Origin of the sequence: Mesorhizobium sp. Root695, from assembly GCF_001428185.1 — a bacterium.
GTDB lineage: Bacteria > Pseudomonadota > Alphaproteobacteria > Rhizobiales > Rhizobiaceae > Mesorhizobium.
In genome coordinates this window covers 84,585-108,618 of the sequence record NZ_LMHO01000005.1, presented here as the reverse complement: position 1 = coordinate 108,618, position 24,034 = coordinate 84,585, and the positions used below count along the sequence as shown (strand labels likewise).

Sequence of the window (24,034 nt, the reverse complement as noted above, 5' to 3'; positions counted from 1 at the left end):
GTCCATACCGGGCGGTGGCCGAAAGGCCGCCGCCCAAGGTCTATTGAGAATGGCCCATATGAGACATGCGGCACGGTCCCATCCCGCGCCTCACGCTTTCAGGATTGAGAAAAATGCCCCGTCCAACCACATCCAGCCCATCCCAGCGCATGCTGCGCGTCGCCGAACAGGTGCGCCATGCGCTGTCCGAAACCCTGCAGCGCGGCGAGATCATCGATCCGCTGATCGAGAACACCGTGGTGTCGGTCTCGGAAGTGCGCATGTCGCCCGACCTCAAGGTCGCCACCGCTTTCGTCTCGCCACTTGGCGCGAAGGATACCGATGCGGTCGTCGAGGCGCTGAACAAGCATGCGAAATTCGTCCGCGGCCGTGTCTCCGGCGCACTGCGGCAGATGAAGTTCATGCCGGAGTTTCGCTTCAAGCTCGACACCTCCTTCGACAATTTCGCCAGGATCAACGACCTGTTGAAGTCGCCCGAAGTAGCACGCGATCTGGGTCCTGAGGACCAGGACAAAGACGACAGCAAGGACACCGAATAGTGGCGCGCCGCGGCAAGAAGAAGGGCCGGCCGATCTCGGGCTGGCTGATCCTGGACAAGCCGGTCGGCATGGGCTCGACCGAAGCCGTCTCCAAGATCAAATGGCTGTTCCAAGCGGAAAAGGCCGGCCATGCCGGCACGCTCGACCCGCTCGCCTCCGGCATGCTGCCGATCGCGCTTGGCGAGGCCACCAAGACCGTGCCTTACGTGCAGGACGGGGCCAAGATCTATCGCTTCACCGTTGCCTGGGGGCAGGAGCGTTCGACCGATGACCTCGAAGGTCCGGTGACGAAGGAGTCCGACCTGCGTCCATCGGAAGCCGAGGTCAAGGCGTTGCTACCGAAATACACCGGCGTCATCATGCAGACGCCGCCGCAATTCTCGGCCATCAAGATCGCGGGCGAGCGCGCCTATGATCTTGCCCGCGACGGCGCGACAGTCGACATACCCGCGCGCGAGATCGAGATCGGCCGTTTGGACGTTGTCGAGCATAGCGCCGACCATACTGTTTTCGAGGTCGAATGCGGCAAGGGCACCTATGTGCGCTCGCTGGCCCGCGACATGGGCCGCGACATGGGCTGCTTCGGCCATATTTCCGAATTGCGCCGGGTCGAGGTCGAGCCGTTCACCCCGGAGGATTTCGTCACCATCGCCGAACTGGAAGCCGCCCGTTTCGGTGTGCAGGAGGAAGGCGGCGCGGACGCGGCGGACGTCGCTGACGCAGTGGAAGCGCCAATCGACTTCGACGCCATCGATGCACTTCTGGTCGATACATCGGCTGCCCTTGATTGCCTGCCGCAGATCGCCATCAGCGACGACGCGGCGACCAAGATCCGCCTTGGCAACCCGGTCATCATTCGTGGTCGCGATGCACCGGTGGAAGCCGAGGAAGCCTGCGCCACGGCGCGCGGTAAGCTGGTCGCCATCGGTGCCATCGAGCAAGGCATGTTCAAGCCCAAGCGGGTCTTTGCCGGCTGACTCCTGTCGTCTGGAGCAATTCCAGGAAAAGTGTGAACGGTTTCCGTTCGGAATTGCGTCAAAACAAAGAGTTAGAGTGGTTCGCCGTTTCCGTGAAACGTTGAACTGCTCTAATGTCGAGTCAGGACTCGCGCGAGGGGCATATGGCAAAGGCTGAGGCGATCAAGAAGCGGGCGCCGGTGAAAACAAGGCGGCCGCCGGTCGGTGCATCGCCCGGCACGCTGATCGCCGACCCCTCGGCGCGGCGCAGCGAACTTAGACTGACCTTGATCTCGCCGCAGAAATTCAAGACCATCGAAAATGCCAGCATCGACGACCTCAACACCCATTGCGACAAATGGCCGGTCCTTTGGCTCGACTGCACCGGCCTCGCCAACATCACGCTGATCGAGGAGATCGGCCGCATTTTCAGCCTGCATCCGCTGGCGCTGGAGGACGTCGTCAACACTGGCCAGCGGCCGAAGGTTGATTTCTTCGAGGATCATGCCTTCGTCGTCGTCAGAATGATCGACGATGTCACGTCGCACCGCTATGAGCAGATCGCCGTCTTCTTCGGCAACAACTTCGTCGTCACCTTCCAGGAGCGGGAAGGCGATCCGTTCGATCCCGTGCGCAAGCGTATCGAAAGCTCGGCGCCCAACCGGTTGCGCGCGCGCGGCGCCGACTATCTCGCCTATGCGCTGATCGACGCCGTCGTAGACAGTTATTTCCCGCCGATCGAAGCGACAGGCGAGCTGGTCGACAGCATCGAGGACGAGATGCTGCATTCGCCGCACAAGCACCAGATGCGGCAGCTGCATGAATTGCGGCGCGATGCCAATGTGCTGAAGGGGGTGCTGTGGCCGATGCGCGATGCGCTGGCGACGCTGATCCGAAACGACGTGCCCTATGTGAAGGCCGAAACCAAGATCTTTCTCAACGACACGCTCGACCATTCGCTGAGGCTGATCGAACTGGTCGAAACCCAGCGCGACATGCTGACCGGCCTGATCGAGATGCACCTGTCGCTGAGCCAGGCGCGCACCAACGACGTCATCAGCTATCTCACCATCGTCTCGGTCATCTTCTTGCCGCTCACCTTCCTCGTCGGCATCTGGGGCATGAATTTCGATCCAGGGTCTTCGCCTTGGAACATGCCGGAACTGAAGGCTTACTACGGCTATCCGGCATCGTTGGTGTTCATGGCGTTTGTCGTGTTCGGGCTGATCGCCTTCTTCAAATGGAAGAAATGGCTCTGACAAGGATAAATCAGGCCTGAAAACCCTGCTTGTGAATTGGGCTGGTGTTTTCCGGGGAATTGCACTATATGCGCCGCAGCATAGCGCTAAGACGCTTTGCTTGCACCGGCCCCTGCTGGACGACATCCCGGCTGAGGGCGACCCGTTTCCTCAAACAGATAAGGAAAAACACGATGTCGATTACTGCCGAGCGCAAACAGGAATTGATGGGTGAATTCGCAACCGCCAAGGGCGACACCGGGTCTCCGGAAGTCCAGGTGGCCATCCTTTCCGAGCGCATCAAGAACCTGACCGACCATTTCAAGGACCACAAGAAGGATAACCATTCCCGCCGTGGTCTGCTCGCCCTCGTCTCCCAGCGCCGCAGCCTGCTTGATTATCTCAAGCGCAAGGACGACGCGCGCTACCAGACGTTGATCGAGAAGCTCGGTCTGCGCCGTTGACGAATTGACCGGCGGGCTTTCTTCGGAGAGCCCGCCGGTCGCGCATTCTGCCAGTCGCATCGACTGGCCAGACCCGGTTTCGATCGTGCAGAGGGCACTCGAAACCGCCCATGGACGGTCATGGGGCAGGATTGCAGGACGCTCGCGCGCGCTCGCCGCGCCGAAATTACCCGAGCTTCCCGTTGTCTTGCCCGTGGCTGCCCGAGAAAGGAAGCCAGGGAAAGGGCATCCGCGCACGGTGAAACGGCGCGGCCCTTTCCTAATATCAAGGACAAGAAATGTTCAATCACCACAAAGTGGAAATCGAATGGGGCGGCCGTCCGCTCATCCTCGAAACCGGCAAGATCGCACGTCAGGCTGACGGCGCGGTGCTCGCCACCTACGGCGAGACCAAGGTCCTCGCCACCGTCGTGTCGATGAAGGAGCCGAAGCCCGGTCTCGATTTCTTCCCGCTGACCGTCAACTACCAGGAAAAGACCTACGCCGCCGGCAAGATCCCGGGCGGCTATTTCAAGCGTGAAGGCCGTCCGAGCGAGAAGGAAACGCTGGTTTCCCGCCTGATCGACCGCCCGATCCGCCCGCTCTTCCCCTCAGGCTACAAGAACGACACCCAGATCGTCGTGACCGTCGTCCAGCACGACCTCGAGAACGATCCCGACATCCTGTCGATCGTCGCCACCTCGGCTGCCTTGACGCTGTCGGGCGTCCCCTTCATGGGCCCGATCGGCGGCGCCCGCGTCGGCTACATCAACGGCGAATATGTACTGAACCCGCATGTCGATGAGATGCAGGAATCCAAGCTCGACCTCGTCGTCGCCGGCACCACCGACGCCGTGCTGATGGTTGAGTCCGAGGCCAAGGAATTGGGCGAAGAGCTGATGCTCGGCGCTGTCATGTTCGGCCACAAGGGCTTCCAGCCGGTCATCGACGCCATCATCAAGCTGGCCGAAGTCGCCGCCAAGGAGCCGCGCGACTTCACAGCGCCGGACTATTCCGCGCTCGAAGCCGAAATGCTGAAGATCGTCGGCGACGAACTCAGCTCGGCCTACAAGAACGTCGACAAGCAGAAGCGTTACGCTGCAGTCGACGCCGTCAAGGCGAAGGTCAAGGCAGCGTTTGCCCCGGCTGAAGGCGAAGACGCGAAGTACACCTCGGAGCAGATCGGTTCCGTGTTCAAGGAACTCCAGGCCAAGGTCGTGCGCTGGAACATCCTCGACACCGGCTCGCGCATCGATGGTCGCGACCTCAAGACGGTCCGCAAGATCGTCTCCGAAGTCGGCGTCCTGCCGCGCACCCACGGTTCGGCACTGTTCACCCGCGGCGAAACCCAGGCGCTGGTCGTTGCCACGCTCGGCACCGGCGAGGACGAGCAGTATGTCGACTCGCTGACCGGCATGTACAAGGAGAAGTTCCTCCTTCACTACAACTTCCCTCCCTACTCCGTCGGTGAGACCGGCCGCATGGGTTCGCCGGGCCGCCGCGAAATCGGCCATGGCAAGCTCGCCTGGCGCGCCATTCGCCCGATGCTGCCGAGCGCTGACCAGTTCCCCTACACGCTGCGCGTCGTCTCGGAGATCACCGAGTCCAACGGCTCGTCGTCGATGGCGACCGTCTGCGGCACCTCGCTGGCGCTGATGGATGCCGGCGTGCCGCTGGCCAAGCCCGTCGCCGGTATCGCCATGGGCCTGATCAAGGAAGGCGAGCGTTTCGCCGTTCTCTCCGACATCCTTGGCGACGAGGATCACCTCGGCGACATGGACTTCAAGGTCGCCGGCACCGCCAACGGCATCACCTCGCTGCAGATGGACATCAAGATCGATGGCATCACCGAGGAGATCATGCAGATCGCGCTTGGCCAGGCCAAGGACGGCCGCCTGCATATCCTCGGCGAAATGGGCCACGCGCTCTCCGGCGCGCGTTCGGAACTCGGTGAGTTCGCACCGCGCATCGAAGTGATGCACATCCCGACCGACAAGATCCGCGACGTTATTGGTTCGGGCGGCAAGGTCATCCGCGAGATCGTCGAGAAGACCGGCGCCAAGATCAACATCGAGGACGACGGCACGGTCAAGATCGCTTCGTCCAACGCCAAGGAGATCGAGGCGGCGAAGAAGTGGATCCACACCATCGTCGCCGAGCCGGAAGTCGGCGAGATCTACGAAGGCACGGTCGTCAAGACCGCCGACTTCGGCGCTTTCGTCAACTTCTTCGGTCCGCGTGACGGCCTCGTCCACATCTCGCAGCTTGCCAACGACCGGGTCGCCAAGACCTCGGACGTGGTCAAGGAAGGCGACAAGGTCTGGGTCAAGCTGATGGGCTTCGACGAGCGCGGCAAGGTCCGCCTGTCGATGAAGGTCGTCGACCAGGCCACCGGCAAGGAACTCGCCCGCGACAAGAAGACCGAAGGCGAAGAGAACGCCGCCTGATCGGCCTGAGATCATGAAGCGAAGCGGGCGCGGCTTAGGTCGCGCCCGTTTTCATTTTCGGGCTGTAGAGACAGACCTCATTTCGAGACCGAACGATGTCCGCCGAGCCGCTGAAGACGCTTTTTCATCCCTTTGAAGCCGAGGCCGTTGCTCTGCCGGGAAAGGGCGAGCGCGCGCTGTTTCTCGGCGCCGAACCGGGTTTTCGGCTGCCCGAGGGCTTCGAGGCCGCGCTTCACCTCGTGCAAGGCTTCCGGCCGCATTTTCGCGCGCTACAGGCATCTGGCTTCGTCGTCACCGCGCAATCAGAAGGCGACGGCTTCGATATGGCACTTGTGCTTGCCGGCCGGCATCGCGGCTTGAACGAAGTGCGCATCGCTGAAGCGCTTGAGCGCGTGGCGCCGGGCGGCCTGGTCGTCGTTGCCGGTGGCAAGGACGATGGCATTGCCAGCCTGCGCAAGCGCGTTGACGAGCTTGTGCCGCTAGAAGGCCATCTGCCGAAATATCACGGTATCGCCTTCTGGTTACGCCGTCCCGCCGATCTGGCCGCCGCGGAAGAATTGCGCACCGCCAATCCCGCCTTGCTGGTTGAAAACCGGTTCCACACCGCCCCCGGCATGTTTTCCTTCGACCGGATCGATACCGGCTCGAAATTGTTGGTCGAGAACCTGCCCAATGATTTGCGTGGCAACGTTGCCGATTTCTGCGCCGGCTGGGGTTATGTGGCTGCCGAGATCGCCGCCCGATCCCTCGGCGTTCCGGCGCTCGACCTCTATGAAGCCGATTTCGCCTCGCTCGAAGCCGCGAAGCTCAATCTGGCAGGGGGGAGCCAGTCGATCGCCAGGAGTTTCTTCTGGGTCGATCTGCTGAAGGAACCGGTCGAGAAACACTACGACGCGATTGCCATGAATCCGCCCTTTCATCGCAGCCGGGCGGCCGAGCCGGAGATCGGCGCCGGCATGATCCGTGCGGCGGCTAAGGCCTTGAAGCCAGGTGGGCGGCTGTTCATGGTCGCCAACCGGCAGCTTCCCTATGAGCCGATCCTGGCGGCTGCCTTTTCGAGCCATGTCGAGCTCGTTCGCGACGGTATGTTCAAGGTGCTTGTCGCGCGGCGTTGAAGCATGATTCCGAAAAATGGATGCCGGTTTTTCGGAAGAGATCATGCTCAAACGAAAACAGAGTGCGCCGCGCTCAATGCAGATTGGCGATGCGTCGGACCTCGTCGGTGACATGCGCGTCGCCAACCCTGATCTTGAGCGGCGCCGGCCTGCCGAACAGGTAGCCCTGCACCACCTCACAGCCGGCTGCTCTGAGCAGCGTCGCCTGGCTCTCGGTCTCGACGCCCTCGGCGATGATGCTGACGCCAAGCGCGCGCGACAGCCCGACGATGGTCGAGACGACCGCGCCGGAGCTGGAATCCGTATCGATGCGGCTGACGAAGGAACGATCGATCTTCAGCTTGCCAAACGAGAAATCGATCAGGTAGCTCAAATTGGAATAGCCGGTGCCGAAATCGTCGACGGCGACCGAGATGCCCATGTCCGCAAGCTGCTTCAGGATCGTGGCGGCGCGGTCGCGGTCCTGCATCATCGCCGTCTCGGTCACTTCCAGTTCCAGCCGCGATGGCTTGATGCCGGTGCTCGTCATGGTATCGCGCACGATACCGACGAAGTCCTTGGTCATGAACTGCACGGGCGAGATGTTGACGGCGACGAAGCAGTCGTCGGGCAGATGCCGGGCGTCACTGCACGCCCTGCGCAGCACCCATTCGCCGATCGGGCCGATCATGCCGGTTTCCTCGGCGATCGGGATAAACTCCATCGGCGGGATCATGCCGCGTTCGGGATGCCGCCAGCGGATCAATGCTTCGTAGCCGACGATGCGGCCGGTCGGGAGATCGAGCTGGGGCTGGTAGTGAAGATCGAAGTCACCGCGCTCGAAGGCTGTATTCAGTTCGGATTCGATCCATTGGCGATGGTCGGCGACCCTGCCCATTTCGGCATGGAAGACCGACCAGTTGCCGACGCCGCTGGCGCGCGCATTCTGCAGCGCCAGATTGGAGCGGCGCAGGATGAGGACGGGATCGACGCCGTCCTTTGGCATCGCCACGATGCCGACCGACAGGCTAACCGATTGCAGGTGCGTGCTGAGCTCATAGGGCTCCATCATCTCGTCGATGAGCCTCTCTATGGTGCTCTCCAGCGACCCGGACAGCTGATTGTCGGGGAGCAGAATCGCGAATTCACCGGCGCCGATGCGTCCGATCAGTGCGCGCTGCGGCGTGCAGGTCTTCAAGCGCTTGGTGAAGGCGCGGATCAACTCGTCGCCCTGGCTGTAGCCGATGGCGTCGTTGATCTGTTTGAACCGGTCGATGTCGATATCGATGAGAAACATCGGCTCGCCGGTCCGGCTTGTGGAACATGCCGCTTCGGCAATCTTGCCGACCATCGCCGGGCGCGCCAAAAGGCCCGTCAGCTTGTCGAAATGAGTTTCCGTGAAGACGAAATCCGCAGATTCATCGACGCCGGCGAAGAAGGACATCGCGGCTAACGACGCCGCCAGTGCGCAAAGGGCGGCCATCACTGCGACCATCATGTCCGCGGAGATGCCGGCAAAGCCATCGCCGAGACCGAGCTTCAGGCCCCAGAGCCCGAGGACGAAACTGCCGATACCCGAACTCGCTATTGTGAGCAGTCGGAACACCGGTGTTCGCTTCGGGTCGCTGACGGCGGACATTGAAGAATCCCCAGAGTACGGGGCTTTCTAGCGGATATGTCCTTAAAATGCGTTTCCGCGAATGCGTCCAATTTTATTGGAGCGAAAGTATTTCATGAGCGGATTAAACCGAGTGGGGTTGAAACGGGTTCAGTCGGCGCATTTTAAGCTTTTGTTTTATAAATGTCGTTGTCCCGAAACCGCTGCGCACTTTTAGGCGACATGCATTAGTCTCGTCCGCCGTCGGTCTGCTTCAATTCGTCGAGCGTCGGCATGGAAACAATGTGATAGCCGGAATCGACATAGTGGATTTCGCCGGTAACGCCGGAAGACAGATCGGACAGCAGATAAAGCGCGGAGCCGCCGACCTCGTCGATGGTCACTGTGCGGCGCAGCGGCGAGTTGCGCTGCTGGTAGGAGAACATGTGGCGGGCGTCGGAAATGCCGGCGCCGGCGAGCGTACGCACCGGTCCAGCCGATATGCCATTCACCCTGATGCCGCGCGGACCATAGTCGTTGGCGAGGTAGCGCACACTGGCCTCCAGTCCGGCCTTGGCGACGCCCATGACATTGTAGTTCGGCATGACGCGGACCGACCCTGCATAGGTCAGCGTGATCATCGATCCGCCGTCCTGCATCAAGGCGGCGGCATGGCGGGCGATCTCGGTGAAGGAGTAGCAGGAGATCACCATAGTGCGGACGAAATTGTCCCGGCTGGTGTCGGCGTAGAGGCCCTTCAACTCGTTCTTGTCGGAAAAGCCGATGGCGTGGACGACGAAATCCAGCCCGCCCCATTCCTTGCCCAGGGTTTCGAACGTGGCGGCGACCGAAGCGCTGTCCTCGACGTCGCATGGCAGGACCAGCGAGGCGCCGAGCTTGTCGGCCAGCGGCTTGACCCGCCGCCCGAAGGCATCGCCCTGATAGGTGAAGGCGAGTTCCGCCCCATGTTCGGACAATTTCCGGGCGATTCCCCAAGCGATCGAATGATCGTTGGCGACGCCCATGACAAGCCCGCGCTTGCCCTTCATCAATCCGTCCATGGTCGGCAAATCCTTATGCGGAATAGCGCTGGAAAACGAGCGTGGCGTTGGTGCCACCGAAGCCGAACGAATTTGACAAAACAGTGTCGATCCTGGCGTCGTCGATGCGCTTTCTCACGATCGGCATGCCCTCGAATTCGGGGTCGAGGGTCTCGATATGGGCGCTTTCGCCGATGAAACCGCCTTGCATCATCAGGATCGAGTAGATGGATTCCTGCACGCCGGCAGCGCCCAGCGAATGGCCGGTCAGCGATTTCGTCGAGGTGATGTACGGCATCTCTGGGCCGAACACCTCGCGGATCGCGCCCATTTCCTTGGAATCTCCCACCGGCGTCGACGTGCCATGGGTGTTGATGTAGTCGACCGGCGTGGAAACCGTGGCCAGCGCCTGGCGCATGCAGCGGACCGCGCCTTCGCCTGAAGGGGCAACCATGTCGTGGCCGTCGGAGGTCGCGCCGTAGCCGACGATCTCGGCGTAGATCTTGGCGCCGCGCGCCTTGGCATGCTCCAGCTCTTCCAGCACCAGCACGCCGGCGCCGCCGGCGATGACGAAGCCGTCGCGGTTGACGTCATACGCGCGCGAAGCGGTCGATGCCTTGTCGTTGAATTTCGACGACATGGCGCCCATCGCGTCGAACAGGTCCGACATCGTCCAGTCGAGATCCTCGTGGCCGCCGGCAAAGACCATGTCCTGCTTGCCCCACTGGATCAATTCATAGCCATTGCCGATGCAATGCGCCGAGGTCGAGCAGGCCGACGAGATCGAGTAGTTGACGCCGTGGATCTTGAACCAGGTGGCAAGCGTTGCCGATGCGGTCGACGACATCGCCTTCGGCACCGCGAACGGTCCGATGCGCTTGGGACTGCCGTTCTTCAGCGTGATTTCGGCCGCTTCGACGATGGTGCGGGTGGATGGTCCGCCCGACCCCATGACGATGCCGGTGCGCTCATTGGTGATGTCGCTCTCGCCGAGGCCCGCATCCGCGATCGCCTGATCCATGGCGACGTGGTTCCAGGCCGCACCTTGGCTCAGGAAGCGCATCGCACGGCGATCTATCATCGCCGATGGATCGAGCGTCGGCGCTCCCCAGACCTGGCAACGGAAGCCGTGTTCGGCGAAGGAATCGGAGAAGCTGATGCCGGATCTGGCGTCATGCAGCGAGGCTTGCACTTCGTTGGCATTGTTGCCGATCGACGACACGATGCCGATGCCTGTGACTACGACACGTCTCATTCGCAACTCCTTCCAGGGGTGCTGGCCAGACAGCTGGCCAGGGCTGTGGTCAAGCGACCGCCGACTGCTTGGACAGACCGACTTTCAAATCCGTTGCCGCGTATATGGGTTCGCCATCTGCCTTCAGCCAGCCATCGGCGATGCCGAGCACCAGCCGGCCTCGCATCACGCGCTTGAAGTCAATGCCATATTCGACCTTCTTGACCGAGGGCGTCACCATACCCTTGAATTTCACTTCGCCGGTCGACAGCGCCATCCCCTTGCCGGGTTCGCCGAGCCAGCCAAGATAGAAGCCCGTCAATTGCCACATAGCGTCGAGGCCGAGGCATCCCGGCATGATCGGATTGCCGATGAAATGGCAGGCAAAGAACCACAGGTCCGGCTTGATGTCGAATTCCGCGCGGATGAAACCTTTCTCGAAGGCGCCGCCCGTCTCGCTGATCTCGGTGATACGGTCGAACATCAGCATGGGCGGATAGGGAAGCTGGGCATTGCCCGGTCCGAACAGTTCGCCGCGGGCGCAGGCCAGCAATTCGTCGTACTCGTAGCTGGATTTACCCGCCATCAATCTCGTCCCCATATCGTTCCGGGCTATCGGGTGCCCTTGTCGTTGGTTTCCTAACACAATCTGTTTCAGGCCGGAAACCGGCGTTTGCGCTTAACCTGCTCGTCTGCCTGGGTCAATGCGCGCTATTGATCGCTTTCCGGCGACAGAATATATGTCCTGAGAGGTTCGGTTTCGGCAGACGTTCATTTTTTTGCCATTCTGGGCGTGTCTTGGGGCGGAACTGTGGGGTTCGACGAGAAGATGAACCTGGACGGCCGGAAGGAAAATGTCGCTGTGGACAAGCGGGTCCGTGAAGCCGGCCTGAGGCCGACGCGTCAGCGCATTGCGCTGGCCGACCTGCTTTTCGCGAAGGGCGACCGTCATTTGTCGGCGGAGGAACTGCACGAGGAGGCGGTTGCCGCCGGCGTGCCGGTATCGCTGGCCACCGTCTACAATGCCCTTCACCAGTTCACCCAGGCGGGACTGTTGCGCATCCTCGCCGTCGAGGGGGCGAAGACCTATTTCGACACCAACACCTCCGACCACCACCATTTCTACATCGAAGGCGAAAACCGTATCTTCGACATCGACAGCGGTCCGGTGACGGTTGCCAACCTGCCGGAGCCGCCGGAAGGGATGGAGATCGCCAATGTCGACATCGTGGTAAGGCTGCGCCCCAAACGCCGCGAATGATCGGCCGGGCCAGCATCATCGGCCAGGCCAGGAGCATCGGCCAGGGATGAAACCCCTTGATCTGGCAATCCGGCTCGAATGGGCTTTTGTGGCTGCTGCTGCCGTCGTTTTCTACGGTTCGACCGGCATGTCCTGGTGGCTGTTCGGATTGCTTATCCTGGCGCCGGACCTGTCGATGTTCGGCTATCTGGCGGGGTCTCGCGTCGGTGCTCTTGCCTACAATGCCTTGCACATCCTGATCTTGCCCGTGCCGCTGCTGATCGCCGGCTATATGTCCGGCAATGCGACCGCAATCGCGGTTGCGCTGATCTGGATCGCCCACATCGCCATCGACCGTGCGCTGGGCTACGGCCTGAAGCTGTCAACCGGCTTCCGGGACACCCATCTGGGCCGTATCGGGCGCTAAAACCACGACCGCGAATCTTCAAAAGATCGCGCTCAAATGGGCAAAAAAATCAGTCCTTGACCCGTTCGCCGGGATAGGCACCCCAGACAACCGACTGGGCAAGCCAGCCGGTGTGGCCATCGAACGTCATTTCGCACCACTGGCCGTCGCAGGATTTGATCGTGCCCATGACACCAGGCTCGACCATCGCGACCACCCTTGCGTCCTTGTCGGGGCTGTTGAGAAGGTTGATCTGGGCTCCCTTGCCGCGCTGCCACGGGGCGACGATTGCCGTCCGCCGGCCGGAAAGCAGCGATTGGTTGATCCAGCCTTCCGAACCATCGGCATCGCGCACGCGGCGCCATGTGTCGAATTCCTGGATGATCTCCATCGGCAGCCCGGCCTTCATATACATCCAGTCGACCGAGTAGTTGGCGCCGGGGCCGACGCGCGAGTTGACGCGGCCGGATTTCAGGCTGACGAATCGCGGCAGCGGCAAACCGCTCGGCCCGAGCGTGACGACGCTCTGGGCAGGTGCCGCCGCACTCTGCGCCGCGGCAAGCGGAGGATAAAGCAAAGCGCCGAGAAATGCTGCGCTGAGGGTCAGGCGAAGCGACGCGAAACCAGACACTTTCATTCCTTTCGGCGCTTGCCCATCGGCCTCGGCGCCCCTTTTTCTTTGTCTTCGGCGGCACCGCTTGTTACATGGGGTAATCGGCACCGCGACCGGCTTTCAGTTTCGCCGGTCTTGGTTAAAGAGGTCTCAACGAGATCGGGGTACGAGGAAACAATGGTAGGCAAAAAGAAGCCTCTCGTCGTCATCACGCGAAAGCTGCCCGACCCGGTCGAGACCCGCATGCGCGAACTGTTCGACGCAAGGCTGAATGTCGAGGACCGGCCGATGACGCAGCCTGAACTGGTTGCGGCGGTCAAGGAGGCCGACGTGCTGGTGCCGACGGTAACCGACCAGATCGACGCGGCACTGATCGCCCAGGCCGGCGACAATCTCAAACTGATCGCCAATTTCGGCAACGGCGTCGACAAGATCGATGTCGCGGCCGCGGCCAAGAGGGGCATCACCGTCACCAACACGCCGAATGTGCTGACCGAGGACACCGCCGACATGACCATGGCGCTGATGCTGGCGGTGCCGCGGCGGCTGGTGGAAGGCGCCAACGTGCTCACAGGCGACAAGAAATGGGCCGGCTGGTCGCCGACCTGGATGCTTGGCCGGCGCATCTGGGGCAAGCGGCTGGGCATTGTCGGCATGGGCCGCATCGGCACCGCCGTCGCCAGGCGGGCCAAGGCGTTCGGACTGTCGATCCACTACCACAACCGCCACCGCGTGCTGCCGGCCGTGGAAGACGGGCTGGAGGCGACCTATTGGGAGAGCCTCGACCAGATGCTGGCCCGCGTGGACATCATCTCGGTCAATTGCCCGTCGACGCCGGCGACCTTTCATCTGCTTTCGGCGCGGCGGCTGGCGCTGCTGCAGCCCACGGCCTATATCGTCAACACGGCGCGCGGCGACATCATCGACGAGGAAGCGCTGGTCAAGCTGATCCAGGACGGCAAGATCGCCGGAGCCGGTCTCGACGTCTACGAGCACGAGCCGGCTTTGAACGGCAAGCTGCTGAAGCTCGCGGCCAAGAACAAGGTCGTGCTTCTGCCGCATATGGGCTCGGCGACGCTCGAGGGCCGCATCGACATGGGCGAAAAGGTCATCATCAACATCCGCGCCTTCGTCGACGGCCACCGCCCGCCGGATCGCGTGCTGCCGCTCAGAACCTGACGCTGTCGTTTCGCGACCTTTCGAATGAAAGGTCTGGCTTACGGAAGTGCCTTGCGCATGGTGATCGAGGTCGGCCTGACGTAGCCCTCATGCGCCGTCCGCTCGGTCTCGTGAAAACCGAAGCGGGCAAAGGCCGCATGATTTGCGGTCAGCTCGATCCGCGTCTGAAGCTCGATGGCGGCCTTGCCGCGGCTGCGGGCAAGGTCTTCGACAGCCTGCATCAGCCGTCGGCCAATGCCGTGTCCCTGGCAGTCCGGCGCGACCGCGAGTTTGCCGACATAGAGTTCCGCCTCCCTTTCAAGGGCAAAGATACAGCCGACGATCCTGTCGTCCCTGAGTGCCACGAAGCCGGTCTCCCGCCGCGCCTTGTCCCGCAGGCTGTCGGCGGTCAGCAGGTGGGCCGAGGAGGGCGGGTCGATCACGCCGTCCATGGAGGCGAAGGCGCGCATGATCAGTGCGAGCACATCGTCCCAACGGTCGAAATCGGCCGCGATCAGTGTGATGAGGACAGCGTCGGCCCGCTCCACGGGGTCAGTTTCTCTTGTAGCGGATCGTGTCAAAGCGCGCCGCCAACGCATCATAGAGCAGCAGCCGGCCGACCAGCGGTTCGCCGATGCCGGTGATCAGCTTGATCGCCTCCATCGCCTGCAGCGTGCCGACGACGCCGGTCAGTGCACCAAGCACGCCGGCTTCGGCACAGGACGGCACCAGGCCCGGCGGTGGCGCTTCCGGGAACAGATCGCGATAGCCTGGGTTGGGCTTGCCGTCCTTGCCGTCTTCGAATGGCTTCAGCACCGTGACGGAGCCGTCGAAACGTCCGACCGCGGCGTGAACCAGCGGCTTGCCTTCGCTCGCACAGGCATCGGCCACCGCATAGCGGGTTTCGAAATTGTCGGAGCCGTCGACGACGATGTCATAGCCGGCGACGAGGGCTGGTGCATTGTCTGCGGTCAGCCGGTATGTGTGCGTTTCAACCGTTGTGTTGGGATTGATGCGGGCGATTGCCGCCTTGGCGCTATCGGCCTTCAGCATGCCGACTGTGTCGGTGCCGTGAATGACCTGACGCTGCAGGTTGGACAGCGAAACGGTGTCATCATCGACCACGCCGAGCGTGCCAACGCCGGCGGCGGCAAGATATTCAAGCACCGGCGCGCCCAGCCCGCCGGCGCCGATGACCAGCACCCGCGCCTGCTTCAGCCTCTGCTGGCCGGCGCCGCCGATTTCGGGCAGCACGATGTGGCGGGCATAGCGTTCGATCTCGTCGGCGGTCAGGGCGGCAGTAGTCATTGCCTGACCATATAGTGGCTGAAAAACCTTGTCAGGAGCTAATGCATGTCGCCCAAAAGTGTGAAGCTGTTTTGGGATAACGGCATGCATGAACAAAGATTTAGATCGTTGGCCCGACCGTACCATGGTCGACCGTCAGGAACTGCGCGCGACCCGCCAAGCTGGAAAACAGCGCTGCATCGGTTCCGGTCATGAACGCCTGGCAGTTCAAGTCTTCGAGGATGGAAAACAGCGCCGCGCGCCGCCCGCTATCGAGATGCGCGGCGATCTCGTCGAGCAACAGGATCGGCGTCATGCCCGACATTTCGCCGGTCAGCCGGGCATGCGAGAGCACGATGCCGACCAGCAGCGCCTTCTGCTCACCTGTCGAACAGAGTTCGGCCGGCATCGCCTTGGGACGGTGCCGAACAACCAGATCCGAGCGATGCGGGCCCTCGAGCGTGCGTCCGGCGGCACGATCACGGTCACGGCCCTCGACAAGCGTCCGGCGGAAGCGCTCCTCGACATCGACTGCCGGCGCGGCGGCGATCTCGGCTTCCAGGTCGCCCGAAAGGCCGATATCGGCCTGCGGAAACGGTCCCGTGTCGGGCAGCCTGTCGATCATCGCGGCCAGAAGGCGCACCATCTCGGCTCGCGCCGCGGCTATCGCCACACCGGTTTCGGCCATCTGCGTCTCGATCGCGTCGAACCAGCGGTCGTCTCGGGAGCCTTCGATAAGCAGACGGTTACGACCACGCATCGCCTTCTCGTAGTCGATCGCACGTTGCCCGTGGCCGGGGTCGATCGCCAGCACCAGCCGGTCGAGAAAGCGGCGGCGATCCGCGGCAGGCCCGGTGAACAACGCGTCCATAGCCGGCGTCAGCCACACCACGCGCAGCCATTCCAGCATATCCTCGGCGGAACGCGCTGGAGCTCCGTTGATACGCACCCGCCTGCCGCCTTCGCCGGCGGTGTCGCCGCCGGAAATGCCTGTTCCGATTTCGATCTGGCCGTCGGGTCCATCGAGCCGGGCATGCAGCGCAAAGCCGCCGTCGCCACCTTCGCGCGCGACATCAGCGTAGGGGGCGCGGCGCAGGCCACGCCCCGGGGTCAAAAAGGAAATCGCTTCGAGGAGATTGGTCTTGCCGGCACCGTTGTCGCCGGAAAAAACCACTGCACCCGGCGCCAGATCGATCGTCAGCGCCGCGTAGTTGCGAAAATTAGTAAGTGTTAGCTTACTTATATGGTTCTGTACCGGCAACCGCTATCCGCCTATAGAGCGGCCCATCGTTTCACGGAAACGCAGAACCGCTCTATCTCTTTGTTTTAACGCAATTCCGAACGGAAAACCGCTTCACACTTTTCCTGGAATTGCTCTAGAAGTTGCCGCAAACATCGCTCTTGCCTTCGGTCCATCACAGGACCGAATTGCTGACACCGCGCCGGCTACACCCGCATCGGCATCAGCACATAGAGTGCGGTCTCGTCGGCCATATCGTGGATCAGCGTCGGCGAACCGGCATCGGCCAGCATGAACTTGGCCTCCGTGCCGGTCAGCTGCGCGGCAACGTCGAGCAGGTACTTGGCGTTGAAGCCGATCTCGATCGGGTCCGATGAATAATCCGCGGCCAGCTCCTCGGTGGCGCTGCCCGAATCCGGATTGTTGACCGCAAGCGTCACCTGACCCTCGCTGATCGACAGCTTCACCGCGCGGCCGCGTTCGGAAGAGATGGTCGAGACGCGATCGACAGCGGCGGCGAAGCTTTGGCGGTCGATGATCAGCTTCTTGTCGTTGCCGGTCGGAATGACCCGCTGATAATCAGGGAAGGTGCCGTCGATCAGCTTCGAGGTCAAAATCACACTGCCGATGGTGAAGCGGATCTTGGTGTCCGACAGTTCGGTGGTGACCGCGATATCCGGATCGTCGACCAGCTTCTGCAGCTCGCTCACCGTCTTGCGCGGAATGATGATGCCCGGCATGCCCTCGGAACCCGCTGGCGCGTCGATCTCGGCGCGCGCCAGGCGGTGGCCGTCGGTCGCCACCGAGCGCAGCTTCAGCTTGCCGCCGACCTCATGCGTGTGCAGGTAGATGCCGTTCAGGTAGTAGCGTGTCTCCTCGGTGGAGATGGCGAACTGGGTCTTTTCGATCAGGCCTTTCAGGGCAACCGAGTCGAGACGGAAGATATGCGAGAAGGATCCGGCCGAAAGTTCCGGGAAGTCGGATTGTGGCAGGCACTGAAGGCGGAAGCTCGAGCGGCCTGACGTCACCGTCATGGCGTTGCCGTCCTCATCCGTCTTCAGCATCACCTCGGCGCCATCGGCGAGCTTGCGCACGATGTCGTAGAGCAGATGTGCCGGAACCGTCGTCGCCCCGCCGCGCTCCACCTTGGCGGGCGTCGCTTCCGTCACCTCGAGGTCGAGGTCGGTCGCCTTCATCTCAAGGCTGGCGCCCTCGGCGCTGAGCAGCACGTTGGACAGGATCGGTATGGTGTTGCGCCGCTCGACCACACGGTGGACGTGGTTGAGCGACTTCAGGAGATTTGACCGTTCCAGGATAACACGCATGACGAAACAGGCTCGCTTGAATGAATGACGGGTCACCAGTGGGCGGCGCCCCGCGAAAGGTCTGAACAGGCTCAGAATCTGCGTAAACTGACAGGAAAAAACCAGCAAACGCAAGCCCGTGCCACCGGTTCGGGCAGGCTACGCGGGCTTTCTGGGGATAAAGGGCAAGAAGTCCGCGAGCCGGTGTCGTAAAACCGAAATCCGGGCCGCTTCCAGGCGGCGCCACGAGCCGATTCCGGGCCCCGGGCCACACTGGCAAGCCATTGAATTCCGGTGTTGTTCCGGCTCGAGCTCCCCCGGACGGTCAGGCCTGATCGTTGATCAACCGCCTCAAGAGCTCGAGTTCCTGCGCCAGCGTGTTGTCGTTGCCGGAAAGGTCCTCGATCTTGCGTACGGCATGCAGCACCGTGGTGTGATCGCGGCCGCCGAAACGCCGTCCGATCTCGGGCAGCGAGCGCGGCGTCATTACCTTCGACAGGTACATGGCGACCTGCCGCGGCTTGACGATGGTGCGCGTGCGCCGGTTGGACAGCAACTCGGTCTTCGACACATTGTAGTGGCGTGCGACGATGCGCTGGATGTCCTCGATGCGGACCCGCTTCGGCTCGCCGGTGCGATAGATGTGGCCGAGGATCTCGTCGATCCGGTCGATGGTGATCTGCGGCTCGAAGGATTGACGGAACAGCAGCTGGTTGAATGCGCCTTCCAGTTCGCGTCCGCTGCCGGTCACGGTGCGTGCGACGTGATTGAGGATCTCTTCCGAAATGTTCAGCGACGCGTCATCGACCCTGGCGGTGGCAAGACGCAATTTGAGCATGCCGAGGCGCATGGCGAAATCGGGCGCCGACATTTCAAGCGCGACACCGCCATTGAGGCGCGAACGGACCCGCGGCTCGAGCGATTCCAGTTCCGACGGCGGCCGGTCGGCGGCAACGACGACCTGCTTGGCGCTGTCGAGCAACATGTTGATCAGGTGGCAGAATTCATGCTGGATCGACTTGCCCTGCAGGAACTGCATGTCGTCGATGATGAGCAGGTCGATGTCTCGCAGCTGCTCCTTGAGCGTCAGCGCATTGTTGTCACGGATCGCGGTGGCGAAGCGCCACATGAAATACTCGGCCGTGAGATAGACGACGCGCGATTTGGGGTTCTGCTTCAGCGATTCCGCGGCGATTGCCTGCAGCAAATGTGTCTTGCCGAGCCCGACGGTTGCGTGAAGGAAAAGCGGATTGAAGCGCACCGCGCTCGATTGCGATTCCGCCACTGCCTTGGCGGCGGCGAAGGCCACCCGGTTCGACGGTCCCTCGATGAAGGAGCCGAACGTGTAGCGCGGATCAAGCGGTGACCCCAGCACATTGTGGCGGAATTCGCTCTCGATCGGTGTGCCCGGACGAGGAGCCGGTGCACGCTCCACCCGGCCGGGGCTGACGGTGCCGGCGGCAAGCGCCGTCTGCGTCTGCCGCGTCATCTTGCTGCGTGCAGGGACCACCTCCGGCTCGGCCTGGCTGCGTCCCTGACGGGTCGCCGTGCGCACGACGATATCGATCTTGAGGAGATCGGGATCCTCCTGCTTCCACAGTTCTGAGATGAGGTCGAGATAGTGGCCGTTGATCCACGAGCGCAGGAAAGCGGTGGGCACCGAGATGCGGACAATGCCCTTGGAAGCCTCCGCGACCTTCATGCGGCCAAACCAGCTCGAATAGACTTCGGTTCCCAGGCGCGCCTTCAACTGGGTCTTGACCCGGTCGAATTTCTGTTCCGCGTCGCTGGACACCGCCATGTCGTTTGCTCCGATCAAAGTTCCAGGAAATGGGAGGTCGCCCGTAAGTTCCCTTTCGATGCCGCTCTGCATGATCTTTTCCTTGTCCTTCCGTACCTGTTTTCCACCGGGGATGCGCCTCCTGCATCCGGTTCCGGCGACCTAAGTCTTTGCTACGATGTCCGCTGCCGCCGCCGGCAGATGAACGTCGCCCATTATCCGAGGGAACCGGTGCCGGCCCATGGAAGCCAGCCCGCGTTGGGTATGTCAGGGCAATACAGCACCGTCCGGCGAAAAGAGCGCCGGCGCGCCGTCTACCTGCCATGTCTAGTTACGCCAGTCCCCTACCGTATCGAAAAAGACAAACCAAATCCGTCCGCGGACTTGATCCGCGTTGCAAATCCCGCCAATTTAAGCTGGCCGATTCAGGCTGGGTTTAAGGCCCAGAGCCCGTCCCTTTCGATAGACCAACATTACCGAAATCGCTGTGGATAGGGCAAGGCCACGTCTAACGGATTTTTAAGGAATCTGGTTACTGGAGACGGGTTCGAGTGGCGTGCCGCAACGACACATTTTAACAAAGCCATTGTGATTCAAACCCTTTTCCGGCGAATATGAAAAACCGGACCCTGAGAGAAATATTCTGAAATAATTCGCTTGACAGCTACTTGTCCCCCATCGGGTTGGCCCGGTGTGGACAAGCTGTGGATCACCATCTGTAAGTGTCTGAAAAATATAGGCTATTTCTGATAGGTAAGAATCTTTAAGTCGGCCATTTTCAAGCATGCCGACCAACAGCAGGCATGCATATGCCGGCAAAGTATTCCCAATCGTGAAATCTGCATAAGACGCCGTTTCCGGACATTCTTTTTAAGTGCTTGCCGGCAAACGAAAAAACCCGGCACGAGCGGCCGGGTTTAAAGAACGTCAGTCTAGGGAAGTAATGTCAGGCCGACAGAACTTTGACCCGCTGGGCCAGCCGCGACACCTTGCGGGACGCCGTGTTCTTGTGGATCACGCCCTTGGTTGCGGCGCGCATCAATTCCGGCTCCGCGATCTTGAAGGCAGCCTGTGCGGCAGCCTTGTCACCGGAGGCAAGTGCCTCTTCGACCTGGCGGATATAGGTGCGCACACGCGAGCGGCGGTTCTTGTTGATCGCTGCGCGGCGGACGATCTTGCGCGTTGCCTTTTTGGCCGAGGATGTATTGGCCATGATGCCTCTCTTCTGATCTGGTCGGCGCATGCGGGATGCCGCAGGGCGCAAAAAACAAACGGGCAGCCACGGGGCCGCCTCGGTTGGTGCGGCTTATAGTTCAGCTTTTCCGGCGCGTCAACGCTGCCTGGCCTTCTTTTTGGCGGCCAACAGCCATCTTCTTCGCAGCTAAGGGATTGGCGTCAGCGGTTGGTGAAATTCGGCTTCCGCTTCTCGGCAAAGGCCGCCATGCCTTCCTTCTGATCGTCCAGTGCAAACAGCGAGTGAAACAGTCGGCGCTCGAACCGCAATCCCTCGGCAAGCGTCGTCTCGAAGGCGCGGTTGACGGCCTCCTTTGCCATCATCACCGATGGCAGCGAGAAAGCGGCGATCTTGGCCGCCGCCTTAAGCGCCTCCTCGACAAGCTCGCCGGCAGGTACGACCCGCGACACCAGGCCCGAACGCTCGGCTTCGGCGGCATCCATCATCCGCCCGGTCAGGCACATGTCCATCGCCTTCGCCTTGCCGACGAAGCGGGTCAGCCGCTGCGACCCGCCCATGCCTGGAATGACGCCGAGCGTGATCTCGGGCTGGCCGAATTTGGCCGTGTCGGCGGCGATGATGAAATCGCACATCATCGCCAGTTCGCAGCCGCCGCCGAGTGCATAGCCCGCCACCGCCGCGATAATAGGCTTTCGCGCCCGCGTAAGCTCCTCCCAGCCGACGAAGAAGTCTTGGGCGTAGGCGTCCGCATAGGAGATGGACTGCATCTCCTTGATGTCGGCGCCGGCGGCGAAAGCCTTTTCGGAACCGGTGATGACCATGGCGCCGATGCCGGCATCGGCGCTGAAACCGTTCACGGCAGCGACCAGTTCGGTCAGGACCTGCGAGTTCAGCGCGTTGAGCGCCTGCGGCCTGTTCAGCGTGATCAGTCCGACCTTGCCGTGCGTCTCGGTTATGATCGTTTCGTAGGCCATGGCTGCTTCTCCTCGCTCGCGCTCGTCTAACTCACCGCTGACATGTCCGGCAATAGAAGGTCGATCGGCCGCTCTGCACGATCCGTTCGATGTGGCCGCTGCAGCCGGGCTTCGAGCAGGCTTCGCCTTCGCGGTCGTAGACGGCGAAGGAGTGCTGGAAATAGCCCAGTGACCCATCGGTCTGCATATAGTCGCGCAGCGAGGACCCGCCGGCCGCGATCGCATCTGATATCACCGAGCGGATGGCTTCGGCCAGGTGTTCGCTTTGGGCCTGGGCTTTCTTTCCGGGCTTGGCGATCGTGCCCGCCTCACGCAGCGGCGACAGGCTGGCGCGCCACAGCGCCTCCGACACATAGATGTTGCCGAGCCCGGCGATCAGCCTCTGGTCGAGAAGCGCTGCCTTCAGCGGTGATCGCCGCCCTTTCATCAATGAGGCAAGCAGCGCGCCGTCCAGTGTGTTGCCCGTCGGCTCAACGCCGAGTCCGGCCAGCATCGGATGGACCTCCGTCCCTTCCGCAAACAACATGAAGCCGAAGCGGCGCGGATCATTGAAGATCACGCGTGATCGGGCGCCTGCCGGAGACACGACATGGAAGACGACGTGGTCGTGATTGGAGTTCTTCGAGCGGTCGTGCTGGAAAACGCCGGGCATGTCGCTGCCGTCCGCCGTCTCGATGCGGAATGAGCCCGACATGCCGAGATGGCAGATCAGCACGGGACCGCCTTCCAGGTCCATCGTCAGATACTTGGCCCGGCGGCCGAGTGCCGTGATCGTCTTGCCGGTCAGCCGCTGTGAGAATTTCTCGGGAAATGGAAAGCGCAGATCCGGGCGGCGTGCCTCGACACGGGTGATGGTTGCGCCTTCCAGGACCGGCTGCAGCCCGCGCCGGACGGTTTCGACCTCCGGCAATTCAGGCATGACCGCCAATCGCCGTATAAAAAGAAGTCCCGTAAAGGCCGTGCGCCAGCCCAAGATGCTCGGCCATGGTTTCGCCGATGTCGGCGAAGGTTGTTCTCAGCCCGATGTCGCCGCCCTTGAAACCCGGACCTGTGCCGATCACCGGAATGCGCTCGCGCGTATGATCGGTCCCTTGCCAGGTCGGATCGTTGCCGTGATCGGCCGTCAGGATGAGAAGATCGCCCTGCCGCAGCCTTGCGAATGCCTCCGGCAGCCGCCGGTCGAAGGCCTCAAGCGCGGCAGCATAACCTGCAACATCGCGGCGATGACCGAATTCGGTGTCGAAATCGACGAAATTGGCGAAGACGAGATCGCCGTCGCCGGCATCGTCCATCGCGCCCAGCGCCTCGTCGAACATGGCCATGTTGCCCGCGCCCTTGCGCACTTGCGAAATTCCGCGATGGGCGAAGATGTCGCCGATCTTGCCGACTGCGATCACACGGCTGCCACGCGCTGTCAGCCGATCGAGCAGGGTTGGCTCCGGCGGAGGCACTGCGTAGTCATGACGGTTGTATGTCCGCTCGAAGGTGGCGGTGGTTTCGCCGACGAACGGCCGCGCGATCACCCGTCCGATCCTCAGCGGGTCAACCAGCCTGCGCACCACCTTGCAGAACTCATAAAGCCGCTCAAGGCCGAAATGGACTTCATGCGCGGCGATCTGCAGGACCGAGTCGACCGACGTGTAGCAGATCGGCTTGCCGGTACGGATGTGCTCCTCGCCGAACCGCTCGATGATCTCGGTGCCCGGCGCATGACAGTTGCCGAGAATGCCCGGCACCTTGCCCTCGCGGATGATCGCCTCGGTCAGTTCAGCCGGAAAGGCAGGAACCGTATCCGGGAAATAGCCCCAGTCGAAGCGCACCGGCAGGCCGGCGATTTCCCAATGGCCCGACGGCGTGTCCTTGCCGCTTGAAACCTCCTGCGCGGCGCCGTGGAAGGCAGCCGCGAGCAGATCCGTCCCACTGCTGGAAAAGCCCAGTCCCGTCGCGGTCTCGGCAGCCTTGCCAAGTCCGAGCGAGGCCATGTGGGGGACAAACAGCGGTCCACTGCGAAGCCCTTCGCGATCCGCGCGTCCTTCGGCACAAGCTTCTGCGATGTGCGCGAATGTGTTGGCGCCGGCATCGCCGTAACGGTCGGCGTCGGCCGCGCCGCCGATGCCGAAGGAGTCCAGAACGAAGAGGAAAGCGCGCGCCATCGAGCTGTTGCCAGTTTGAACGACCAGACATAGGGTTCCGCGACTTCATTGGCACTTCGGAAACCAAACGGCAACGGCTTGGCGCGATAGTCCAGT

23 protein-coding genes are annotated in these 24,034 nt (G+C 62.1%); 9 read left to right on the top strand and 14 right to left on the bottom strand.

Annotation, left to right across the window (positions count from 1 at the left end; all coding sequences use genetic code 11):
• Window positions 1–113: 113 nt before the first annotated feature.
• The 6 genes from rbfA to ASD99_RS07290 all read left to right on the top strand — a co-directional run bounded on the left by rbfA (window position 114) and on the right by ASD99_RS07290 (window position 6,738).
• The gene (gene rbfA / locus ASD99_RS07315) at window positions 114–539 is read left to right on the top strand and encodes a 30S ribosome-binding factor RbfA (protein WP_056584873.1); all 426 of its coding nucleotides are present in this window, start codon (window positions 114–116) and stop codon (window positions 537–539) included.
• Window positions 539–1,516 (top strand): tRNA pseudouridine(55) synthase TruB, encoded by a 978-nt coding sequence (truB, locus tag ASD99_RS07310; protein WP_057143130.1) that lies wholly within the window; start codon window positions 539–541, stop codon window positions 1,514–1,516. Before rbfA ends, truB begins: the two co-directional genes overlap by 1 nt.
• 143 nt (window positions 1,517–1,659) lie before the next feature.
• On the top strand, window positions 1,660–2,754 hold the full coding sequence (corA, locus tag ASD99_RS07305) for a magnesium/cobalt transporter CorA (RefSeq protein ID WP_057143129.1): 1,095 nt from the start codon (window positions 1,660–1,662) through the stop codon (window positions 2,752–2,754).
• Between the two features lie 68 nt (window positions 2,755–2,822).
• Entirely contained in the window at window positions 2,823–3,197 is a 375-nt protein-coding gene (gene rpsO, locus ASD99_RS07300) for a 30S ribosomal protein S15 (protein ID WP_274533684.1), read from the top strand.
• A 278-nt stretch (window positions 3,198–3,475) separates the two neighbouring features.
• Window positions 3,476–5,623, top strand: coding sequence for a polyribonucleotide nucleotidyltransferase (gene pnp / locus ASD99_RS07295; RefSeq protein WP_057143128.1), 2,148 nt, complete (start codon window positions 3,476–3,478; stop codon window positions 5,621–5,623).
• Window positions 5,624–5,718: 95 nt separating this feature from the next.
• Entirely contained in the window at window positions 5,719–6,738 is a 1,020-nt protein-coding gene (locus tag ASD99_RS07290; protein ID WP_057143127.1) for a class I SAM-dependent methyltransferase, read from the top strand.
• Window positions 6,739–6,811: 73 nt separating this feature from the next.
• Here the strand turns inward: ASD99_RS07290 and ASD99_RS07285 are convergent, their stop codons facing one another.
• The 4 genes from ASD99_RS07285 to fabA form a co-directional block, all read right to left on the bottom strand.
• A complete protein-coding gene (locus ASD99_RS07285) occupies window positions 6,812–8,356 on the bottom strand; it encodes a putative bifunctional diguanylate cyclase/phosphodiesterase (protein ID WP_056584880.1) in 1,545 nt (514 codons plus the stop codon).
• 206 nt (window positions 8,357–8,562) lie between these two features.
• On the bottom strand, window positions 8,563–9,375 hold the full coding sequence (gene fabI / locus ASD99_RS07280) for an enoyl-ACP reductase FabI (protein ID WP_056584882.1): 813 nt from the start codon (window positions 9,373–9,375) through the stop codon (window positions 8,563–8,565).
• Window positions 9,376–9,388: 13 nt separating this feature from the next.
• Entirely contained in the window at window positions 9,389–10,609 is a 1,221-nt protein-coding gene (gene fabB, locus ASD99_RS07275) for a beta-ketoacyl-ACP synthase I (protein ID WP_056584884.1), read from the bottom strand.
• 49 nt (window positions 10,610–10,658) lie between these two features.
• A complete protein-coding gene (gene fabA / locus ASD99_RS07270; RefSeq protein WP_057143126.1) occupies window positions 10,659–11,174 on the bottom strand; it encodes a 3-hydroxyacyl-[acyl-carrier-protein] dehydratase FabA in 516 nt (171 codons plus the stop codon).
• Window positions 11,175–11,417: 243 nt separating this feature from the next.
• Between fabA and irrA the strand changes: the two genes are divergently transcribed.
• Both irrA and ASD99_RS07260 read left to right on the top strand, forming a co-directional pair.
• Complete coding sequence (irrA, locus tag ASD99_RS07265) at window positions 11,418–11,849, top strand: iron response transcriptional regulator IrrA (protein ID WP_056584952.1); 432 nt, start codon at window positions 11,418–11,420, stop codon at window positions 11,847–11,849.
• Between the two features lie 46 nt (window positions 11,850–11,895).
• Window positions 11,896–12,255 carry a DUF4260 domain-containing protein gene (locus ASD99_RS07260; RefSeq protein ID WP_056584889.1) on the top strand — a complete coding sequence of 120 codons (360 nt, stop codon included), beginning with the start codon at window positions 11,896–11,898 and terminating at the stop codon, window positions 12,253–12,255.
• A gap of 49 nt (window positions 12,256–12,304) precedes the next feature.
• On the opposite strand, the gene ASD99_RS07255 is transcribed toward ASD99_RS07260, so the two are convergent.
• Window positions 12,305–12,865 (bottom strand): SH3 domain-containing protein, encoded by a 561-nt coding sequence (locus tag ASD99_RS07255; protein WP_056584954.1) that lies wholly within the window; start codon window positions 12,863–12,865, stop codon window positions 12,305–12,307.
• A gap of 159 nt (window positions 12,866–13,024) precedes the next feature.
• Between ASD99_RS07255 and ASD99_RS07250 the strand changes: the two genes are divergently transcribed.
• Window positions 13,025–14,026, top strand: coding sequence for a 2-hydroxyacid dehydrogenase (locus ASD99_RS07250; protein ID WP_056584891.1), 1,002 nt, complete (start codon window positions 13,025–13,027; stop codon window positions 14,024–14,026).
• A gap of 38 nt (window positions 14,027–14,064) precedes the next feature.
• Here the strand turns inward: ASD99_RS07250 and ASD99_RS07245 are convergent, their stop codons facing one another.
• The 9 genes from ASD99_RS07245 to ASD99_RS07205 form a co-directional block, all read right to left on the bottom strand.
• Window positions 14,065–14,553 (bottom strand): GNAT family N-acetyltransferase, encoded by a 489-nt coding sequence (locus ASD99_RS07245; protein ID WP_056584892.1) that lies wholly within the window; start codon window positions 14,551–14,553, stop codon window positions 14,065–14,067.
• Window positions 14,554–14,557: 4 nt separating this feature from the next.
• Window positions 14,558–15,313, bottom strand: coding sequence for a molybdopterin-synthase adenylyltransferase MoeB (locus ASD99_RS07240; protein WP_056584894.1), 756 nt, complete (start codon window positions 15,311–15,313; stop codon window positions 14,558–14,560).
• Between the two features lie 100 nt (window positions 15,314–15,413).
• On the bottom strand, window positions 15,414–16,553 hold the full coding sequence (gene recF / locus ASD99_RS07235) for a DNA replication/repair protein RecF (protein ID WP_056584898.1): 1,140 nt from the start codon (window positions 16,551–16,553) through the stop codon (window positions 15,414–15,416).
• A 185-nt stretch (window positions 16,554–16,738) separates the two neighbouring features.
• The gene (gene dnaN, locus ASD99_RS07230; RefSeq protein WP_056584900.1) at window positions 16,739–17,857 is read right to left on the bottom strand and encodes a DNA polymerase III subunit beta; all 1,119 of its coding nucleotides are present in this window, start codon (window positions 17,855–17,857) and stop codon (window positions 16,739–16,741) included.
• A gap of 304 nt (window positions 17,858–18,161) precedes the next feature.
• A complete protein-coding gene (gene dnaA / locus ASD99_RS07225; protein ID WP_244482813.1) occupies window positions 18,162–19,637 on the bottom strand; it encodes a chromosomal replication initiator protein DnaA in 1,476 nt (491 codons plus the stop codon).
• Between the two features lie 925 nt (window positions 19,638–20,562).
• A complete protein-coding gene (gene rpsT / locus ASD99_RS07220) occupies window positions 20,563–20,829 on the bottom strand; it encodes a 30S ribosomal protein S20 (RefSeq protein ID WP_013533694.1) in 267 nt (88 codons plus the stop codon).
• Window positions 20,830–21,011: 182 nt separating this feature from the next.
• Complete coding sequence (locus ASD99_RS07215; RefSeq protein WP_056584904.1) at window positions 21,012–21,785, bottom strand: enoyl-CoA hydratase; 774 nt, start codon at window positions 21,783–21,785, stop codon at window positions 21,012–21,014.
• A 31-nt stretch (window positions 21,786–21,816) separates the two neighbouring features.
• Window positions 21,817–22,704 carry a bifunctional DNA-formamidopyrimidine glycosylase/DNA-(apurinic or apyrimidinic site) lyase gene (gene mutM, locus ASD99_RS07210; RefSeq protein WP_056584906.1) on the bottom strand — a complete coding sequence of 296 codons (888 nt, stop codon included), beginning with the start codon at window positions 22,702–22,704 and terminating at the stop codon, window positions 21,817–21,819.
• A complete protein-coding gene (locus ASD99_RS07205; RefSeq protein ID WP_056584908.1) occupies window positions 22,697–23,938 on the bottom strand; it encodes a phosphopentomutase in 1,242 nt (413 codons plus the stop codon). Before ASD99_RS07205 ends, mutM begins: the two co-directional genes overlap by 8 nt.
• Window positions 23,939–24,034 lie beyond the last annotated feature (96 nt).

What these genes read in the sequence shown, in the direction of transcription:
- rbfA (WP_056584873.1), top strand. Translation starts at nt 114, where the DNA reads ATGCCCCGTCCAACCACATCCAGCCCATCCCAGCGCATGCTGCGCGTC.
- corA (WP_057143129.1), top strand. Translation starts at nt 1,660, where the DNA reads ATGGCAAAGGCTGAGGCGATCAAGAAGCGGGCGCCGGTGAAAACAAGG.
- rpsO (WP_274533684.1), top strand. Translation starts at nt 2,823, where the DNA reads ATGCGCCGCAGCATAGCGCTAAGACGCTTTGCTTGCACCGGCCCCTGC.
- pnp (WP_057143128.1), top strand. Translation starts at nt 3,476, where the DNA reads ATGTTCAATCACCACAAAGTGGAAATCGAATGGGGCGGCCGTCCGCTC.
- ASD99_RS07290 (WP_057143127.1), top strand. Translation starts at nt 5,719, where the DNA reads ATGTCCGCCGAGCCGCTGAAGACGCTTTTTCATCCCTTTGAAGCCGAG.
- ASD99_RS07285 (WP_056584880.1), bottom strand. Translation starts at nt 8,356, where the DNA reads ATGTCCGCCGTCAGCGACCCGAAGCGAACACCGGTGTTCCGACTGCTC.
- fabI (WP_056584882.1), bottom strand. Translation starts at nt 9,375, where the DNA reads ATGGACGGATTGATGAAGGGCAAGCGCGGGCTTGTCATGGGCGTCGCC.
- fabB (WP_056584884.1), bottom strand. Translation starts at nt 10,609, where the DNA reads ATGAGACGTGTCGTAGTCACAGGCATCGGCATCGTGTCGTCGATCGGC.
- fabA (WP_057143126.1), bottom strand. Translation starts at nt 11,174, where the DNA reads ATGGCGGGTAAATCCAGCTACGAGTACGACGAATTGCTGGCCTGCGCC.
- irrA (WP_056584952.1), top strand. Translation starts at nt 11,418, where the DNA reads ATGAACCTGGACGGCCGGAAGGAAAATGTCGCTGTGGACAAGCGGGTC.
- ASD99_RS07260 (WP_056584889.1), top strand. Translation starts at nt 11,896, where the DNA reads ATGAAACCCCTTGATCTGGCAATCCGGCTCGAATGGGCTTTTGTGGCT.
- ASD99_RS07250 (WP_056584891.1), top strand. Translation starts at nt 13,025, where the DNA reads ATGGTAGGCAAAAAGAAGCCTCTCGTCGTCATCACGCGAAAGCTGCCC.
- ASD99_RS07240 (WP_056584894.1), bottom strand. Translation starts at nt 15,313, where the DNA reads ATGACTACTGCCGCCCTGACCGCCGACGAGATCGAACGCTATGCCCGC.
- dnaN (WP_056584900.1), bottom strand. Translation starts at nt 17,857, where the DNA reads ATGCGTGTTATCCTGGAACGGTCAAATCTCCTGAAGTCGCTCAACCAC.
- dnaA (WP_244482813.1), bottom strand. Translation starts at nt 19,637, where the DNA reads ATGGCGGTGTCCAGCGACGCGGAACAGAAATTCGACCGGGTCAAGACC.
- rpsT (WP_013533694.1), bottom strand. Translation starts at nt 20,829, where the DNA reads ATGGCCAATACATCCTCGGCCAAAAAGGCAACGCGCAAGATCGTCCGC.
- ASD99_RS07215 (WP_056584904.1), bottom strand. Translation starts at nt 21,785, where the DNA reads ATGGCCTACGAAACGATCATAACCGAGACGCACGGCAAGGTCGGACTG.
- mutM (WP_056584906.1), bottom strand. Translation starts at nt 22,704, where the DNA reads ATGCCTGAATTGCCGGAGGTCGAAACCGTCCGGCGCGGGCTGCAGCCG.
- ASD99_RS07205 (WP_056584908.1), bottom strand. Translation starts at nt 23,938, where the DNA reads ATGGCGCGCGCTTTCCTCTTCGTTCTGGACTCCTTCGGCATCGGCGGC.